This is a genomic window from Sulfitobacter delicatus, from assembly GCF_900102535.1.
Taxonomy (GTDB): domain Bacteria; phylum Pseudomonadota; class Alphaproteobacteria; order Rhodobacterales; family Rhodobacteraceae; genus Sulfitobacter; species Sulfitobacter delicatus.
The window spans coordinates 22,928-41,101 of sequence record NZ_FNBP01000006.1 but is presented as its reverse complement, the minus strand read 5'-3'; the positions used below and the strand labels follow the sequence as shown (position 1 = coordinate 41,101).

Genomic DNA, 18,174 nt, shown 5'->3' with positions numbered 1-18,174 from the left:
TGGGAGGTTTCCCGCTCGCTCAGGCTCAGCCCTCAGCTGGGGCGAATACCACCTCGGTATGCCATTCGCGGCAGTTCTCAGACAGGCCGGGGGGCAGGGGGAGATCGGTGAAAAACATATCCATCTCGCGCGCCGAGGCGATGCGGGCCGGGGCCGAGCGTTTGAACTTGGAATGATCGGTGACCAGAAATGTCTTGCGCGATTGGGCGATGATGCTCTGGCTAACGCCGACCTCTTCAATGTCGAAGTCGAGCAGATCGCCGTCGGCATCCATTGCCGAGCACCCGATCACCGCAATGTCGAATTTGAATTGGCGGATCGTCTCGATCGTGAGGTTCCCGACCAAACCCCCATCCGCGCGCCGCAATGCGCCGCCGGTCAGAACGATGCGGCATTCCGGATTGTCGACGAGGATGTTCGCCACATTCATATTGTTGGTCACCACCATCAGATCACGGTGGTGCAAAAGCGCGCGGGCCACGGCCTCAGTGCTGGTGCCAATGTTGAGAAACAGCGAGCAACCGTCGGGGATATGCTCGGCACAGGCACGGGCAATGCGGGTCTTGGCTTCCTCATGCAAATTGCGCCGTTCGGCATAGCCGATGTTGCTGGCGCCCGAGGGGAGCACCGCCCCGCCATGCACGCGCTCAAGCTTGCCGCTATCGGCCAACTCGGTCAGATCGCGCCGGATGGTTTGATGGGTAACGCCAAAATGCTCGGCCAAGCCATCCACGGTGACTTTACCCTCGCGCCGGGCGATTTCCAGAATGTCGGGATGGCGAAAAGTCTGTGAAATGATGCCGCTCCTGCCTGATCTGCTTCGTTTTATCGCCGATCCGAGTGCCAACGCAAGCTGTCGCGCAGTTCGACATGCCGAGAATGTTCGCAGTCGGACTTAAACGAACATAAACGAAAATAAAACTTGTGCAGTTGAGAGTCGTTTCGTAACACTACCGCCAAGGCAGACAGTCAACGCTGGGGAGGGCCGAATGACGCAATGCATGCCCGGACAGGCAGAGGCCCAGAAACCGGTCGATCTTTTCGTGATCGGCGGCGGTATCAACGGGGCAGGTATCGCGCGCGATGCCGCTGGCCGGGGCCTGAGCGTTACTTTGGCCGAGATGAATGATCTTGCTTCAGCGACCTCGTCGGCCTCTACCAAACTCTTCCACGGTGGTCTGCGCTATCTGGAGTATTTTGAGATCGGTCTGGTGCGTCACGCGCTTGCGGAACGCGAAGTGCTGCTCAAGGCGATGCCGCATATCTCTTGGCCCATGCGGTTCGTTCTGCCCTATCATCGCGACATGCGGTTCGAGGGGGACACGCCCACCTCAAAACTGCTGCGGGTTTTCATGCCGTGGATGCGGGGCCGCCGTCCGGCCTGGCTGATCCGTCTGGGGCTTTTCCTCTATGACAACCTCGGCGGGCGCGAAATTCTGCCCGCGACGCGTAGCCTAGATCTGCGGAACAGCCCCGAAGGCGCGCCGCTGGAAGACCGGTTCGAGAAGGCCTTTGAATACTCTGATTGTTGGATCGAAGACTCCCGTCTAGTTGTCCTCAATGCCCGCGATGCGGCTTTACGCGGTGCGCGCATCATGACCCGCACGAAAGTGCTTTCGGCCGCGCGGGAGGCCGATGGTTGGGCCGTTACCGTCGAACATGGCGCAAGCGGGGCGCAAGAAATAATTCGCGCGAAAATGCTGGTGAACGCTGGCGGGCCTTGGGTGGGCGACATCATCCACAACACGGCGCGGTTGAACTCTTCCGAAGGGGTGCGGCTGGTGCGCGGCAGTCATATCGTGACCAAGCGCCTTTATGACCACGACAAATGCTACTTCTTCCAAGGCACCGACGGGCGGATCATTTTCACGATCCCTTATGAGCAGGATTTCACTCTGATCGGCACCACGGATGCGGATCACCCAGACCCGTCAGTCGCACCTGTCTGCACGCCCGAAGAGCAGGAGTATCTGATCAACTTCGTGAACGGCTACCTCAAGCAGGACATCAGCCGCGACGATATTGTCTGGACCTATTCCGGGGTGCGCCCGCTCTACGACGACGGCGCAAGCAGCGCCACAGCGGCGACGCGGGACTATACGCTGAAGGTGGACGAGACCGGTGGCGCGCCGATCCTGAACGTCTTTGGCGGTAAGATCACGACCTACCGAAAGTTGGCCGAAGACGCACTTGAACTGATCGCGCCGCATTTCGATCGCCTGCCAGACCACTGGACTGCGGGTGTAGCCCTTCCGGGCGGAGATTTCCCGGTCGACGGCGTCGCGCAGTTGATCGCGCGGCTGAAAGCAGATTACGATTTTCTAGAACAAGACTGGGCTGCCCGGCTGATCCGCGCTTACGGTACCGATACATGGGCGATTCTTGGGGAGGCTAAGACGCTCGCGGATCTCGGCAGGCATTTCGGCGCGACCCTGACGGAGCGCGAGGTCGCTTGGCTAATGGATCGCGAATATGCCGGTACGGCGGAGGATGTGATCTGGCGTCGGAGTAAGTTGGGCCTGCGGATGGACAAGGCGCAGGTCACGCGCCTTGAGGAATGGATGCAGGCGCGGGCGGAGAAAAAAGCCGTCCCGGCGGCGGAATGAGGGGAGGACAGACGTGAGTTTGATCCTAAAGAACGTGTCGAAGAAGGTGGTGGGTCAGACCCATATCCACCCGACCGACCTGACGTTGGAAAAAGGCACGATGAACGTGCTCTTGGGGCCGACGTCCTCGGGGAAAACGTCGCTAATGCGGCTGATGGCGGGGCTCGACCAGCCGACCACGGGCCGGGTGATTTGGAACGATGAGGACGTCACCGGCATGCGCGTGCAAGACCGCAAGGTGGCGATGGTCTACCAGCAGTTCATCAATTACCCGTCGATGAGCGTGTACGACAACATCGCTTCGCCGATGAAGCTGGTCGGCAAGTCGAAAGACGAGATCGACCGCGCTGTGCGCGAGACCGCTGAGCTGATGCAGCTGACTCCCATGCTGGAGCGCAAGCCGCTGGAACTGTCGGGCGGGCAGCAGCAGCGCTGCGCGCTGGCACGGGCGCTGGTCAAGAACGCCGGTCTGGTGTTGCTGGACGAGCCGCTAGCCAACCTCGATTACAAGCTGCGCGAGGAACTGCGCGCCGAAATCCCGCGCATCTTTGAACGCGCGGGCTCGATCTTTGTCTATGCCACGACCGAACCCGAAGAGGCGCTTTTGCTGGGCGGCAACACCACGACGCTCTGGGAGGGCCGGGTGACGCAATTCGGCCCAACGCCGAGCGTCTACCGCCGCCCCGAGAATGCCACCACCGCGCGGGTGTTTTCCGATCCGCCGATGAATTTTCTGAGCATGACCAAGGCGGGCAATACCCTGCGCTTTGACGGCGGCGAGATGCCTGCGCCGGCCAATATGGCGGGTCTGAAAGACGGTCACTACACCGCCGGTTTCCGTCCCAACCACCTGACGCTGAGCGCCCAGACCCCGACGGCCATTGGCTTTGACGCAGTCTTGAACGTGACCGAGATCACCGGCTCCGAGACCTTTGTCCACCTCGATTACCACGGCGCGAAATGGGTCGGTCTGGTGCATGGCATCCAGCGTCTCGACCCCGGCCAGCCACTGCCTGTCTTTCTTGACCCGGCGCATGTCTATCTGTTTGACGACACCGGCGCGCTGGTCTCGGCGGCACCCTATGCGGAGGCGGCATAATGGCTAAAATCACGCTTGATAACCTCGCCCATTCTTACCTGCCGAACCCGGCTCATGAGAATCACTACGCGCTCAAAGAGTTGAACCACGATTGGATCGACGGCGAAGCCTATGCGCTGCTCGGCGCCTCGGGCTGTGGCAAATCCACGCTGCTCAACATCATTTCCGGACTGCTGCAGCCAAGCCAAGGCCGCATCCTGTTCAATGACCGCGACGTGACCCATGCGCCCACCGCCGAGCGCAACATCGCGCAGGTGTTTCAGTTCCCGGTGGTCTACGACACGATGACGGTGCGCGATAACCTCGCCTTTCCGCTGCGCAACCGCGGCGCGGACGCGGGCTATGTGGCGGAGCGTGTGCAGCAGATTGCCCAGATGATCGGCATGGAAGACGAACTGAACCGCAAGGCGCGGGGCCTCACGGCGGATGCCAAGCAAAAAATCAGCTTGGGCCGTGGCATGGTGCGCGAGGACGTCAATGCACTCTTGTTCGACGAGCCGCTAACGGTGATCGACCCGCATATGAAATGGGAACTGCGCACGCAGTTGAAATCGCTGCATCACGAGTTCGGCCACACGATGATCTATGTGACCCATGACCAGACCGAGGCGCTGACCTTCGCGGATAAGGTCGTGGTGATGTATGATGGTCGCGTGGTGCAGATCGGCACGCCACAGGAATTGTTCGAGCGGCCCGCGCATACTTTCGTGGGCTATTTCATCGGCTCACCGGGGATGAACCTCTTTGACGCCGAGATCACCGGCAGTACGGCCCAGGTGGCGGGCACAACCGTCGATCTTGGCGCGGGCTATGCCCCCAAGGGCGGCAAGACCCAGTTGGGCGTACGCCCCGAGTTTATCCGCCTGAACGGCAGTGGCGACGGTCTGCCCGCCAAGGTCACGCGGGTCGAAGACGTGGGCCGGCACAAGATCATCCGGCTCGATGTGGCGGGCCAACCCGTCAGCGCCATTGCCGAAGAAGGCGCAACCGTGCCCAGCGAAAACACCGCGATCCGTTTTGATCCGGCGGGCATCAACGTCTATGCCGACGATTGGCGCGTCCGCGCAGAGGAGGAAGCCGCATGAACAAGACCGTCAACCAAAAGGCATGGTTTCTGGTCCTGCCGGTTCTGATCCTCGTGGCCTTCTCGGCCGTGATCCCGCTGATGACTGTGGTGAACTACTCGGTGCAGGACACATTCGGCCGCAACGAATTCTTCTGGGCCGGGCTTGAGTGGTTTTCCGACATGCTCGACAGCGACCGGATGTGGGACGCGCTTGGTCGGCAGTTAATCTTCTCGGGCGTCATTCTGGCGATCGAAATTCCGCTTGGCATTTTTGTCGCGCTCAACATGCCGAAAAGCGGGTTCTGGGCCAGCTTCTGTCTCGTGCTGATGTCGCTGCCACTGCTGATCCCGTGGAACGTGGTCGGCACGATCTGGCAAATCTTTGGCCGTGTCGACATTGGCCTGCTGGGCTATACGCTCGACAAGCTGGGCATCACCTACAACTACACCCAAGACATCACCGCTGCGTGGATCACCGTTGTGGTCATGGATGTCTGGCACTGGACGTCTCTGGTGGCACTGCTGGCCTATGCCGGTCTGCAATCGATCCCAGACGCCTATTACCAAGCCGCCAAGATCGACCAAGCCAGCCGATGGGCCGTCTTCCGCTACATCGAACTGCCGAAAATGGCAGGAGTGCTGATGATCGCGATCCTGCTGCGCTTTATGGACAGTTTTATGATCTATACCGAGCCCTTTGTCGTCACCGGGGGCGGGCCGGGCAATGCCACGACCTTCCTCAGCATCGACCTCGTGAAAATGGCCATCGGGCAGTTTGACCTCGGCCCTGCCGCCGCCTTCAGCCTGATGTATTTCCTCGTGATCCTCCTGATTTCATGGGTGTTCTACACCGTCATGGTCAACCTCGACAAAAGGGATGGTGTCTGATGACCGATAGCACCGCACAAGCCCCCGGCGCCGCCGCCCTTCCCGGTGACCTGACCGAGAGCACCCCGGCGCGCCGCCGCTTCCGGCCCAAAGGCTCGGTGGTGGTGATGACGCTATACCTGATCTTCCTGCTGCTGCCGATCTATTGGCTCATCAATATGAGCCTGAAGACCAATGCCGAGATTTTGGGCAGCTTCTCACTTTACCCGCGAGACCTGACGCTGGCGAATTACGCCAAAATCCTCACCGATCCCAGTTGGTACATGGGCTACGTGAACAGCCTGATCTATGTGGTGATGAACACGGTGATCTCGCTCGCCGTGGCGCTGCCCGCCGCCTATGCGTTTTCGCGCTACAGCTTCATGGGCGACAAGCATCTGTTCTTCTGGCTGCTGACCAACCGCATGGCCCCTCCTGCCGTTTTCGCGCTGCCGTTCTTCCAGCTTTACTCCTCGGTCGGGCTCTTCGACACGCATATTGCCGTGGCGCTGGCGCATTGCCTGTTCAACGTGCCGCTGGCGGTCTGGATTCTGGAAGGGTTTATGCGCGGCGTGCCAAAAGAAATCGACGAGACCGCCTACCTCGACGGCTACTCCTTCCCGCGCTTCTTTATCCGCATCTTTACGCCCCTGATTGCCAGCGGCATCGGCGTCGCGGCCTTCTTCTGCTTCATGTTCTCATGGGTCGAACTGCTGCTGTCGCGCACGCTGACCTCGGTTGATGCCAAACCCATCGCCGCCACCATGACCCGCACCGTGAGCGCCTCGGGCCTCGACTGGGGCGTGCTGGCCGCCGCTGGGGTGCTCACAATCGTGCCCGGTGCGCTGGTGATCTATTTCGTCCGCAACTACATCGCCAAGGGCTTTGCCCTCGGCCGCGTATAAGGGAGACCGCTCATGTCTTGGATGGCTTGGACCATGCCCACCGCGATCTTCTTCGGTGTCATCGCGCTGTTACTCGTGACCTTCACGATCCTCGCGATCAAATTTCCTGAAACGCCCCGCACCGGCATTCTCAGGATCGAAACAACCCGTGGTGACCGTCTGTTCATCACGCTTCTCGGCTCGGCCTTTATCAATTTGATTTGGCTGGGTTTCGAGGCGGGGCCGCAGCCCTATGCGCTGCTGGTCTGCCTTGCCTATGCCGCAGCCGTATTTCGCTGGGTCTAGGCGCTTACCACTGGCCGACCCCGCACAATCGGGGCGGTTTACGATACGACCAGATGTCTAGGGAGGACACAATGAAACGTTCAATGATGAAATCAAGCACCGCGCTTGCGGTCACGCTTGGCCTGCTGACCGGGCCTGCTTTTGCGGATATGGAAGCCGCGAAAAAATTTCTCGATGAGACCATCGAGCGCTCGGCCCTGAGCCGCGAAGAGCAAGAAGCGGAGATGCAGTTCTTTGTCGATGCCGCCGAGCCGTTCAAGGGCATGGACATCAAAGTGGTCTCCGAGACCATCACCACCCACGAATATGAAGCCAACGTACTGGCCCCGGCCTTTACCGCGATCACCGGCATCAACATCACCCACGATCTGATCGGCGAAGGTGATGTGGTTGAAAAGCTGCAAACGCAAATGCAGTCGGGCGAGAACATCTATGACGCCTATATCAACGACTCCGACCTGATCGGCACCCACTGGCGCTACAAACAGGCGCGCAGCCTGACCGACTGGATGGCCAATGAAGGCAAAGACGTCACCAATCCCGGTCTCGATCTGGACGATTTCATCGGGTTGGACTTTACCACTTCCCCCGACGGCGAGTTGTACCAACTCCCCGACCAGCAGTTCGCCAACCTCTATTGGTTCCGTCAGGACTGGTTCACCGATCCTGAGTTGATGGCCGAGTTCAAAGAAAAATACGGCTATGAGCTGGGCGTTCCGGTCAACTGGTCTGCCTATGAGGACATCGCCGAGTTCTTCACTGGCCGCACCATCGACGGCGTCGAAGTCTTTGGCAACATGGACTACGGCAAGAAAGACCCGAGCCTTGGCTGGCGCTACACCGATGCGTGGATGTCCATGGCTGGCATGGGCGACGTGGGCGAGCCCAATGGCCTGCCGGTTGACGAATGGGGCATCCGGGTGAACGAAAACTCGCAGCCCGTCGGCTCCTGCGTTGCGCGTGGCGGTGCCACCAACGATGCGGCGGCGGTCTATGCGATCACCAAATCCATCGAGTGGCTTGAGAAATACACGCCCCCCGCCGCCGCTGGCATGACCTTTGGCGAAGCCGGTCCGGTGCCTGCCCAGGGTGCGATTGCTCAGCAGATGTTCTGGTACACCGCCTTCACCGCGGACATGGTCAACGACAGCGCCAAAGCCGTGTTGAATGAAGACGGCACGCCCAAGTGGCGCATGGCCCCCAGCCCGCATGGCGCCTATTGGAAAGAGGGCCAGAAGGTCGGCTATCAAGACGTGGGCAGCTGGACGCTGATGGAAAGCACGCCGGTCGACCGCGCCAAGGCCGCATGGCTCTATGCGCAGTTCGTGACGTCGAAAACCGTCGATGTTGAAAAGGCCCATGCCGGTCTGACCTTTATTCGCGAGTCGACCATCCAGCACGACAGCTTCACCGAACGCGCGCCGAAACTTGGCGGTTTGGTGGAATTCTACCGCTCCCCTGCGCGCACCGCATGGTCCCCCACCGGGACAAACGTGCCGGATTACCCCAAGCTGGCGCAACTCTGGTGGCAGAACATCGGCGACGCCATGTCCGGTGCGAAAACCCCGCAAGAAGCGCTCGACAGCCTCTGTGCCGAGCAGGAAAAAGTGCTGGAGCGTCTGGAACGCGCCGGTGTGCAGGGTGACCTTGGTCCGAAGATGAACGAGGAAATGGATGCCTCGCATTGGCTCGAGCAGGAGGGTTCGCCCGTTGCCAAGCTCGACAACGAAGACCCCGAGCCCGAGACCATCAGCTATGAAGAGTTGATCAAGTCCTGGCAGTAAGCCAAACTTTGGGGGGCCGGGGCGCAGCAGCGTTCCGGCCCCTTTTTCGTTTTATCTAACATCCGTTTCACCAATCACCGGGGGCCGCGCCATGACCCATATCCTCGCCATCGACCAAGGCACAACGTCCTCGCGGGCCATCCTTTTTGACAGCGACATGAGGGTCGCGGCCACCGCCCAAGAGGAATTCCCGCAGCATTTCCCGCGCTCTGGCTGGGTCGAGCATGACCCGGGCGATCTGTGGTCCACCACCGCAGGCACCTGCCGCGCGGTGATCGAAAAGGCCGGGCTGCGCCCCGATGACATCGCTGCCATCGGCATCACCAACCAACGCGAGACCACGCTGGTCTGGGACGCCAAGACCGGCAAACCGGTGCATAACGCCATCGTCTGGCAAGACCGCCGCACCGCCGACTTCTGCCGCCAGTTGCGCGACAGCGGCGACGACAAGATCATCACCGAACGCACCGGCTTGCTGGCCGATCCCTATTTCTCGGGCACGAAACTGAAGTGGATTTTGGACAATGCCGAAGGCGCCCGCGAGAAGGCGCGCCGGGGCGAGTTGCTCTTTGGGACCGTCGATTGCTACCTAATCTGGAAACTCACCGGCGGCGCGCGTCATGTGACCGATGCCACCAATGCTGCGCGCACCATGCTTTATGACATCCACAAGGGCCGCTGGAGCACGACGATCTGCAAAATGTTCGACGTGCCGGTCGAGATGCTCCCCGAGGTCCAAGACTGCGCCGCCGATTTCGGCACCACGCGGCCCGATCTCTTTGGCCGCGAGATCCCGATCTTGGGCGTCGCGGGCGACCAGCAGGCCGCGACCATCGGTCAGGCTTGTTTCCAGCCCGGCATGATGAAATCGACCTACGGCACGGGCTGTTTCGCGCTGCTGAACACCGGCGACACTGCGGTGACCTCGACCAACCGGCTGCTCACCACCATCGCCTATCAGTTGGACGGCAAGCCAACCTACGCGCTCGAAGGCTCGATCTTTGTCGCGGGTGCCGTGGTGCAATGGCTGCGTGATGGGCTGAAAATGATCCGCGAAGCGAGCGAGACCCAAGGGCTGGCCGAACAGGCCGATCCGCATCAAAACGTCGTGCTGGTGCCCGCCTTCGTCGGCCTCGGGGCGCCTTACTGGAACGCCGAATGCCGCGGCGCGATCTACGGGCTGACGCGCAACTCCGGCCCCGCCGAACTGGCCCGCGCGGCGCTCGAAAGTGTCGGCTACCAGACCCGCGACCTGCTTGAGGCGATGCAGGCCGATTGGACGGCACAGGGGCAGGCGGGAGAGATTGCCACCCTGCGCGTCGATGGGGGCATGAGTGCGAGTGATTGGGCGATGCAGTTTCTGTCGGACGTGATCGGCGCCTCGGTGGACCGCCCCGATGTGTTGGAGACCACGGCCCTTGGCGCTGCATGGCTCGCCGGGCAGCGCGCCGGGATTTATCCCGATATGGAGGGTTTCGCCCGTGGCTGGGCGCTCGACCGGCGCTTTGAGGCGCAGATGGACGCCGAAACGCGGGGCCAAAAATACGGCGCCTGGAAGCGCGCCGTGAACGCCACGTTGCAATTTTGATGGAGATCATCGCCCCCTTCGCTTTCGCCACCGCCGGACGCATCCGCTTTGGCCGTGGTGTGGCAAGCGAAGCCGTGGAGGCCGTGCGCGGCTATGGGCACAAGGTCTTGCTGCTGCGTGGCGGGTCGGTCGCTTGGGTCGATGATCTGGCGCAGGCCTTGGCGGCTGCGGGCTGCGAGGTTGTGCAGTTGCGCAGCAGCGGCGAGCCGTCGGTCGAAGACGTGCGCGCCGCTGTGGTGGCCGGGCGCGGGGTGGATGTTGTGCTGGGCGTCGGCGGCGGTGCGGTGATTGATCTGGCCAAGGCCGCCGCCGCGCTGATCCCCTCGGATTGCGATGTCATGGACCACCTTGAAGTCGTGGGCGCGGGCAAGCCCCTTGCAGCCGATCCGCTGCCGATGATCGCCATGCCCACCACCGCCGGGACCGGGGCCGAGGTGACAAAAAACGCCGTCATCGCCGTGCCCGAAGCCGGGCGCAAGGTCAGCCTGCGCGATGACCGCATGTTGCCGCGTTTGGCTTTGGTCGATCAGGCTTTGACGGATAACGCCCCCCGGGGTGTGACCCTCGGCTCCGGCCTCGATGCGCTGGTGCAGGTGATCGAGCCCTATCTCTCATCGCGGGCCAACCCCTTCACCGATGCCCTCTGCCGGGCCGCGATCCCGCAGGGCATCGCCGCCTTGCAACGGCTGGCCAAGGGCGAGGATGCGGCGGCCCGCGATGCGCTGGCCTATGTGAGCCTTTCGGGCGGTTTGGCGCTGGCGAATGCAGGCCTCGGTGCGGTGCATGGGCTGGCAGGCGTGATTGGCGGCCGCTTCGGCGCGCCGCATGGGCTGATCTGCGGGCGGTTGCTGGGGCCGGTGCTGGCGGCGAATGCCGATGCTTTGGGGCCGTCGAAGCGCATGGCAGAGGTGCGCAGCTGGCTGGCGGAAGGGTTCGATTTGCCGGACGCCGGAGCGTTTTACGCGCTGTCGGACTTGTTGGACGAGTGGGGGCTGGATCGGCTGGGCCGCTGGATACCCGAGGACGGCGACCTAGGGGAAACGGCCCTCGAAGCGGCGGTGTCATCGTCGATGAAAGCCAACCCCTGTGTCTTGTCTGAGGCGGCTCTCGAAAGCTGCATCCGGGCGGCGTTGTAGAGCGGGCAGGGGTGCTAATCCCCCGCCCGGTTCCAATTAGCCCGCACGCGGCGGCGTGTTGCCCTCGCCCAAATCCCAGAACACCCCGGCCATCACCCGCAGCGCATCACGGCAGACGGGTTTCAGAACATGTTCATCCGGCGCATGCTGCGAGCAGCTGCGGTAGGAATGCGGCACCCAGACAGTGGGCAGGCCGAGAATGTCGCTGAAACTGTCGTTGGGCAGCGAGCCTGCGAGGTTGGGCAGGATATGCGGTGCTTTGCCGGCGCTTTTCTCCAGCGAGGCGGCCACGAACTTGACCCACGGATGATCCGCATCCAGCCGCGTGGCGCGGAAGAAGCCGCGGTCATGCGGCACGATCTGCAGCTCTTCAAAGCCGTGTTTGTCGAGATGGCGGCGCAGTGATGGCAGGATGTCTTCGGGATCGGTGCCCACAACATAGCGCAACTGGCAAGCCGCCTTGGCCGAGGCCGAGATCGCGTTGACCGGCGCTTCGGGCACGCCGCTCTTCATCGCCAGCACGGCAAAGCTGTTCCAGCCATAGGCGCGCTCGACCGGGGTCAGGTCAGCCTCGCCCCAGTCACTGTCGATGGCCGGGCCGTCGTCGCTTTCAATCGGCAGACCGTCGAGGGCTTCGCGGACCGACGGGGTCAGACTGTCGGGCCGCCACTCGGGGATCTGGATTTGCCCGCGCCTGTCGGTGATGACCGACAGCGCCTGCGCCAAGATCATCGCCGGATCGGACAACAGCCCGCCCCAGTTGCCCGAGTGATGCGCGCCCTCGCGTTTGTCAACGATCAGGTCGAAAGAGACCCCGCCACGCGAGCCCATGAACATCGTCGGCACATCCGGTTGCAGACGCGGCCCGTCGGAGGCGATCAGCACATCTGCCGTCAACTTGTCGCGGTGTTCGGTGAAGAACTCAGGGAGTCCCGCGCTGCCGGTCTCTTCGCTCATTTCGATCACGATGCGACAGTTAAAGCCGAGCTTGCCGCGGGTTTTCAGCACCGCTTCCATCGCGGCAATGTTGATCAGGTGCTGGCCCTTGTTGTCGGCAGTGCCGCGGCCATAGAGACGCTCGCCTTCCTCGACCAGTTTGAAGGGATGCAGCCCCTCGCGCCACTGGTCGGCCTGGGCGCGGATCACATCGCCATGGCCGTAGGTCAGCACGGTGGGCAGGTCGTCGCCCTCGTGCCGTTCGCCCACCAAAAGCGGGCCGCCGTTGGGGGCGGGGTTGTCGTGAAGCGAGCAGCTAAAGCCGATGGCCGTAAGGCGCGGCTCCATGGTTTCTCGCAGGTAGCGTTTCAGTTCAGGGGCTTGGTCGGGGTTCTGGCTTTCGGTCTCATAAGAGACGAGGTTGGCCAGTTCGGACTGGAAAGTCCCTTCGTCAAAATAGGTCGAGATCGATTCAATTGCGCTGTCGCGGGTCATGCTTAATCCTTTGTCATATCTTCGGAAACGGCGTCGCCCCAAGGCGACATGATCTCGGTGCAGCCGGAATTGCGCCCCGCATCGCGCATCACACCCGCCGGGCAGGCGAAGGCGTAGGGGAAGATCGTGCGTTTGGTTTCGGCGACGTCGTTGTCCTCGCGCAGGCGGTCGAGCACGGCGCGGGGCAAGTCTTCGTCGGCGATCAACTGGTTGGCGTCTGAGGCGTCGATACGCGGGGCGTGGAAACTGTCCTCCAGCGACATGTCGAAATCGGTGACGAAGGAGGACAACTGCGCCACTGCGCCGAGGATTTTGCGCCCGCCGGAGGCTCCGAACGCGAACCGCTTGTCGCCCTGCTCGCCGATCACCGGGCAGACGTTCATCAGACAGCGCTTGTTCGGCCCGAGCGAGTTCGGGCGGCCTTGCACCGGGTCGAACCACATGATGCCGTTGTTCATCAGGAACCCGGTAGAGGGGGACACCACGCGGGAGCCGAAGATCGACAGCAGCGTTTGGGTCTGTGCGACCATATTGCCCTGGCCGTCGACGACCGAAAAATGCGTGGTGCAGCTCGGCGCATCGGGGCTTTCGCCGCTGTCGCCCATTGAGTCGAGGCGGCGGACATAGGCGCCTTTGAGCGCGGCGGCCATGGCGGCATAACTGTCGGGGCCGGGGGTACTGCCGAGGTCTTCGGTTTCCAGAGACGCGAAGGTGTCGCGGAAGGTTGGCCCGGCGGTGAGGCCGGGCACGACATGAAAGCGCGCGTCGCGGTAGGCGAAGTCGAGCGGGGCGTGAAATTCGGCGCGGTAGGCGTTGAGGTCGCTTTGCGAGAGAGAGCCACCCTTGTCCTGCACGTCTTTCGCCATGGCGGCACCGAGGTCACCGTCATAAAGGGTGCGTGCCCCGTGCCGGGCGATCTGGTCAAGGCTGTCGGCCATGCGCGATTGGTCGAGCCGTTTTTCGGCCAGTGCGGTCCAGCCGCTGATCGTAGGCCATTGCCCGTCTTCAAGGAAGAGTGCAGCGGCGTCGGCGTCATTGGCCAGTGCGCGGGTGCAGGAGGCGATAACAAGCGCGGCGTACCAATCCACCGTCAGCCCTTCGCGGGCATGGTCAATCGCGGGGGACAGCAACTCGCCCCAAGGCATTTTGCCGAAGCGGTCGTGGGCTTGGCCTAGCCCGTCCACGACCCCCGGTACGGCAATGGCCGAGGCACCCTGCACGTTGCGGTCGCCTTCGACATGCTCCCACGGGAAAAGATCGCCCGCCTTGCCGCGCCCGCTCAGCGGATAGTCCGCCGGATCAAGCGCACAGGGGCTGCGCATGCCGTGATTCAACGCATGGGCTTGGCCCTCCTCGGCGCGCCAGAGCATCATCGCCCCGCCACCTGCCGGGCCGCTCATCCACGGCTCGAGCACCCCGATGACGAAGGAGGTGGCGACGGCGGCATCGACTGCGTCGCCGCCTGCCGCCAGCACTTCGGCCCCCGCGAGAGCCGCCAGACGGTGTTGGGCTGCGACGACGCCATGCTCGGTTTCAATAACAACTTTGCGGGTCTGCGTGCTGTGCGACAGGTTTTGCGACATGAGGTTACTCTTGCTCGTACATAGGGGTTTCCGGATCGTGCAGGTGGCAGGCAACATGCCCCTGCGGGATCGGAATGTGACGCGGGGCCTTTTGTTTGCACAGGTCCGTGGCGCGCGGGCAGCGCGGGTGGAAATGGCAGCCGGGCGGCGGTGCGATCGGGTTGGGGTAGGCCATGCCAAGCTGCGTGTCCGGCACCCCCAAGCCCGGCTCGGGCGTCAACACGGATTTCAGCAGCGCTTGGGTATAGGGATGGCGCGGCGCGTCGAAGAGGCCCGCGACGGTGTTCTGCTCGACGATCTCGCCAAGATACATCACCGCCACGCGGGTCGCGAGGTGTTCGACCACCGCGAGGTCATGGCTGATGAAGAGATAGGTGAGGCCGAACTCTTCGCGCAGCTCGCCCAGCAGGTTGAGGATCTGGCTTTGCACCGAGACATCCAGCGCCGAGGTCGGCTCGTCGCAAATCACCACCTCGGGCTTCATGATCAACGCCCGCGCAATGGCGACGCGCTGGCGTTGACCGCCGGACATCTGGCTGGGGTAGGTGTTCATCACCCGTTGCGGCAGGCCGACGACGTCGAGGATTTCTTTGACCTTTTTCTTGCGGCTCTCCTCGTCGCCGATGCCATGCACCCGCAGCGGCAGGGAGATCACGTCATAGATGCTCTTGCGCGGGTTGAGCGAGGAATAAGGGTCTTGAAAGATCGGCTGGATGCGGCGTGCCAGCGCCAGACGGCCCTGTTGGGTGATCTCCTCTCCGTCGATCTTGACGTGCCCGGCGGTGGGCTGTTCCAGTCCGAGCAGGATTTTGGCGAGGGTGGACTTGCCGCAGCCAGACTCACCAACCAGCCCCAGCACCTCGCCCCGGCCAAGTTGCAGCGAGACGTCGTTCACGGCCGTGAGCGGTTTGACCTTGCCAAAAAGCCCCTGTTTCACCCGATAGGTTTTGCTGACGCCGGAAAGCTCCAGCACCGGGGGGGTGTTCACGCTGTCCTTCATACGGTCAGCTCCTTCTCGGAATGGCGTTTGCCATCGGGGAAAATGCAGCGGAAGGCGTGACTGCCGTCCTCGCGTTTGGGGATGTCGCCGCGACATTCGGCGACGGCATGCGGGCACCGGGTTCGGAAGACGCAGCCTTCGACCTCGCCCACCAGCGACGGCACGATGCCCGGGATGGTGCCCAGTTTCGCGCCGCGGTCGGTCTTGCCGGGGAGGGGGATGCAGCGCAGCAGCCCGCGGGTGTAGGGGTGCGAGGGCGCGTTGAAGATGTCGCGTACCGGGCCAGTCTCGACCAACTCGCCCGCGTACATCACCGCGACCTTGTCGGCCACACGCGCCACGACGCCGAGGTCATGGGTGATGAGGATCACCGCCATGTTCATCTCGCGCCCCAGATCGTGCAGCAGCCGCAGGATCTGCGCCTGAATGGTCACGTCGAGCGCGGTGGTGGGCTCGTCCGCGATGATCAGTTCCGGCTCGCACATCAGCGCCATGGCGATCATCACGCGTTGACGAAGGCCGCCGGAGAGTTGGTGCGGATATTGGGACAGACGGCTCTCAGCGGCGGTGATGCCGACCTTTTCTAGCAGTTCGATCGCCCGGTCCCGTGCTTGCTGGCGGCTGACCTTGCGGTGCAAGAGCAGCGCCTCGGCCAGTTGGTCGCCGATGGTATAGGCGGGGTTGAGCGAGGTCATCGGCTCTTGGAAGATCATCGCCATGCGCGCGCCGCGCAGCTTGCGCATCTGGCTGTTGCTGGCGGTGGTCAGCTCGGTGCCGTCAAATGTCATCCGGTCGGCGTTGCGCTTGATGGATTTGCCCAACAACCTCATCAGCGCCAGCGAGGTCAGGGATTTACCCGACCCGCTTTCGCCGACGATGCAGAGGGTCTCGCCGCGGTCGAGGTCAAAGTCGATCCCGCGGACCGCCTGCAGGGTGCCGCTGCCCGTGGGAATGTCGAGCCGCAGGTTGCGGACGCTCAAAAGTGGTTCTGTCATGGGTCAGCTCCGGTTTTCGGGGGCGGTGACGTCGCGCAGACCGTCGCCCATCAGGTTGATCGCCAGCACCAGCACAAAGAGCACCGCGCCGGGGATCAGCACGAGCCATGGCTCGAACAGCATCATGTTCTTGCCTTCAGAGACCATGAGCCCCCAGCTGGGCGTCGGTGGTTGCACCCCGAGGCCAAGAAAGGACAGTGCCGCTTCCAGCAGGATCGCGTGGGCCATTTCCAGCGTCACGACGACAATCAGGTTGTTGGCGATGTTGGGCATGATTTCGGACAGCAGAATGCGCGGGGTCGAGGCGCCGATGACCTGCGCCGCCGCCACATACTCACGCCGCCGGACCTGCATGGTCGAGGCGCGCATGACCACGGCAAAGCGGTCCCAAAGCAACAGGCCCAGCACGCCGATCACCACCTGTAGCGAACCACCAAGGATCGCGACAACCGCGAGGGCCACCAGCACCACGGGCATCGCCAGACGCACGTTGATGAGAAAGGTCACAACCGCGTCGACCTTGCCGCCGAAGTAGCCCGCGGCCACGCCCATGGCGGTGCCGATCACGCCCGAGATCAGCGCCGCCACGGCCCCGATCAGCAGCGAGATGCGTGCGCCGTAGATCAGGCGCGAGAGGTAATCGCGGCCCAAATGGTCGGTGCCCAAGGGATGCTCCCAATCGCCGCCCATGAACACTGGCGGCTCCATCCGGGTCATCAAGCTTTGCGCATAGGGGTCGTGCGGCGCAATCCACGGCGCGAGGATGGCCACGATGGTCAGCAGGATCAAGACGATCGCGCCGATCAGAAAACCCTGATGCCCAAAGATGCGCTTGCGCAGCATTTGGCTGGGGGTTGGGCCGGTGATTTCGTCCAATAGGCTGTCATGGGTGCTGGCGGTGATCATGTCAGCTGCTCCTCATGCGGGGGTCGAGCCATGCGTTGAGCACGTCGGCCAGAAAGGTGAAAACGATGTAGAACATCGAGAAGATCAGGATCAGCGCCTGCACGGTGGGCAGGTCGTTGCGCGCAATGCTCTCCCACGCCAGATACCCCGCGCCATGCAGGGCAAAGATCGATTCCACCACGATGGAGCCGCCCAGCATGAAACCCATCTGCACAGCGGCGAGGCTCACCACCGGGATGATCGCATTGCGTAGGGCATGGCGGAACATCACGCGGGTCTCGTTGGCCCCCTTGGCGCGGGCGGTGCGGATGTAATCGGAGTTCAACACATCTAGCATGCCTGCACGGGTGAGGCGCATGATGGCAGGCATGGCGTAATAGCCCAGCACCACCGTCGGCAGGATGAAATGCCGCCATGTGTCCGTGCCCGAGGGCGGCAGCCAGCCCAGTTGAATGGCGAAGACCACGATCAGGATCAGACCGAACCAGAAGCTTGGCATGGCTTGGCCCGCGACCGAGATGAACAGGGCGATGCGGTCGATGATCGAATTGGGACGGATCGCGGCGACCACGCCGAGGGGCACGGCGGTCAGCAGCGCAAAGGTGATCCCGCAGACGCCGAGCGTCATAGTGACGCTCAACCGATCAGCAATCAGCGAGGCGACGGGCAGGCGGAAATAATAGCTTTCGCCAAAGTCGCCGCGTAGGGCCGAGAACAACCAGTCGCCGTATTGCACCAACATCGGGCGGTCGAAACCATAGAGCCTGCGCAGCGCTTCGATGTCTTCGCCACTGGCGGTTTCACCGGCCAGCGCCGCGGCGGGGTCGCCTGAGAGGAACAGTAGGCTGAAGCTGATAAACGACACGGTGAAGGCCACGAGAATGGCCAGTCCCAATCGTTTGAGAATGAATTGAAGCACGGGT

General features: G+C 62.6%; 16 protein-coding genes. 9 read left to right on the top strand and 7 right to left on the bottom strand.

From position 1 onward, the window contains the following. Positions 1-25 precede the first annotated feature (25 nt). Positions 26-796 carry a DeoR/GlpR family DNA-binding transcription regulator gene (locus BLS57_RS11655; RefSeq protein ID WP_093742761.1) on the bottom strand — a complete coding sequence of 257 codons (771 nt, stop codon included), beginning with the start codon at positions 794-796 and terminating at the stop codon, positions 26-28. A gap of 193 nt (positions 797-989) precedes the next feature. Here BLS57_RS11655 and glpD point away from each other — a divergent pair, with 193 nt between their 5' ends. The 9 genes from glpD (at position 990) to BLS57_RS11610 (ending at position 11,336) form a co-directional block, all read left to right on the top strand. Beyond that, a complete protein-coding gene (gene glpD, locus BLS57_RS11650; RefSeq protein ID WP_244153673.1) occupies positions 990-2,606 on the top strand; it encodes a glycerol-3-phosphate dehydrogenase in 1,617 nt (538 codons plus the stop codon). A gap of 13 nt (positions 2,607-2,619) precedes the next feature. Beyond that, positions 2,620-3,705, top strand: a complete 1,086-nt coding sequence (locus tag BLS57_RS11645; protein ID WP_093742448.1) for an ABC transporter ATP-binding protein — start codon at positions 2,620-2,622, stop codon at positions 3,703-3,705. Next, positions 3,705-4,790, top strand: coding sequence for an ABC transporter ATP-binding protein (locus tag BLS57_RS11640; protein WP_093742446.1), 1,086 nt, complete (start codon positions 3,705-3,707; stop codon positions 4,788-4,790). Before BLS57_RS11645 ends, BLS57_RS11640 begins: the two co-directional genes overlap by 1 nt. Continuing rightward, entirely contained in the window at positions 4,787-5,659 is an 873-nt protein-coding gene (locus BLS57_RS11635) for a carbohydrate ABC transporter permease (protein ID WP_093742444.1), read from the top strand. Before BLS57_RS11640 ends, BLS57_RS11635 begins: the two co-directional genes overlap by 4 nt. Continuing rightward, a complete protein-coding gene (locus tag BLS57_RS11630) occupies positions 5,659-6,543 on the top strand; it encodes a carbohydrate ABC transporter permease (RefSeq protein ID WP_208597561.1) in 885 nt (294 codons plus the stop codon). The genes BLS57_RS11635 and BLS57_RS11630 overlap by 1 nt, the downstream gene beginning before the upstream one ends. A gap of 12 nt (positions 6,544-6,555) precedes the next feature. Beyond that, positions 6,556-6,828 carry a DUF2160 domain-containing protein gene (locus BLS57_RS11625; RefSeq protein ID WP_007121386.1) on the top strand — a complete coding sequence of 91 codons (273 nt, stop codon included), beginning with the start codon at positions 6,556-6,558 and terminating at the stop codon, positions 6,826-6,828. Positions 6,829-6,914: 86 nt separating this feature from the next. Further along, a complete protein-coding gene (locus tag BLS57_RS11620) occupies positions 6,915-8,612 on the top strand; it encodes an ABC transporter substrate-binding protein (protein ID WP_093742756.1) in 1,698 nt (565 codons plus the stop codon). A 91-nt stretch (positions 8,613-8,703) separates the two neighbouring features. Beyond that, positions 8,704-10,200, top strand: a complete 1,497-nt coding sequence (gene glpK / locus BLS57_RS11615) for a glycerol kinase GlpK (protein ID WP_093742441.1) — start codon at positions 8,704-8,706, stop codon at positions 10,198-10,200. A gap of 8 nt (positions 10,201-10,208) precedes the next feature. Then, complete coding sequence (locus BLS57_RS11610; RefSeq protein WP_425274347.1) at positions 10,209-11,336, top strand: iron-containing alcohol dehydrogenase; 1,128 nt, start codon at positions 10,209-10,211, stop codon at positions 11,334-11,336. Between the two features lie 36 nt (positions 11,337-11,372). On the opposite strand, the gene BLS57_RS11605 is transcribed toward BLS57_RS11610, so the two are convergent. Genes BLS57_RS11605 through BLS57_RS11580 form a run of 6 tightly spaced genes read right to left on the bottom strand, consistent with a single transcriptional unit; the run spans position 11,373 to position 18,170 of the window. Continuing rightward, entirely contained in the window at positions 11,373-12,767 is a 1,395-nt protein-coding gene (locus BLS57_RS11605; RefSeq protein WP_093742435.1) for a M20 family metallopeptidase, read from the bottom strand. Positions 12,768-12,769: 2 nt separating this feature from the next. After that, positions 12,770-14,350: a gamma-glutamyltransferase gene (locus BLS57_RS11600; protein ID WP_093742432.1), complete on the bottom strand. Its 1,581-nt coding sequence runs from the start codon at positions 14,348-14,350 to the stop codon at positions 12,770-12,772. A 4-nt stretch (positions 14,351-14,354) separates the two neighbouring features. Then, positions 14,355-15,350, bottom strand: a complete 996-nt coding sequence (locus tag BLS57_RS11595) for an ABC transporter ATP-binding protein (protein ID WP_093742430.1) — start codon at positions 15,348-15,350, stop codon at positions 14,355-14,357. Continuing rightward, the gene (locus BLS57_RS11590; protein WP_093742428.1) at positions 15,347-16,345 is read right to left on the bottom strand and encodes an ABC transporter ATP-binding protein; all 999 of its coding nucleotides are present in this window, start codon (positions 16,343-16,345) and stop codon (positions 15,347-15,349) included. Before BLS57_RS11590 ends, BLS57_RS11595 begins: the two co-directional genes overlap by 4 nt. 3 nt (positions 16,346-16,348) lie before the next feature. Then, positions 16,349-17,251 carry an ABC transporter permease gene (locus BLS57_RS11585; protein WP_208597560.1) on the bottom strand — a complete coding sequence of 301 codons (903 nt, stop codon included), beginning with the start codon at positions 17,249-17,251 and terminating at the stop codon, positions 16,349-16,351. Between the two features lies 1 nt (position 17,252). Further along, complete coding sequence (locus tag BLS57_RS11580; RefSeq protein WP_093742426.1) at positions 17,253-18,170, bottom strand: ABC transporter permease; 918 nt, start codon at positions 18,168-18,170, stop codon at positions 17,253-17,255. Between the last annotated feature and the right edge of the window lie 4 nt (positions 18,171-18,174).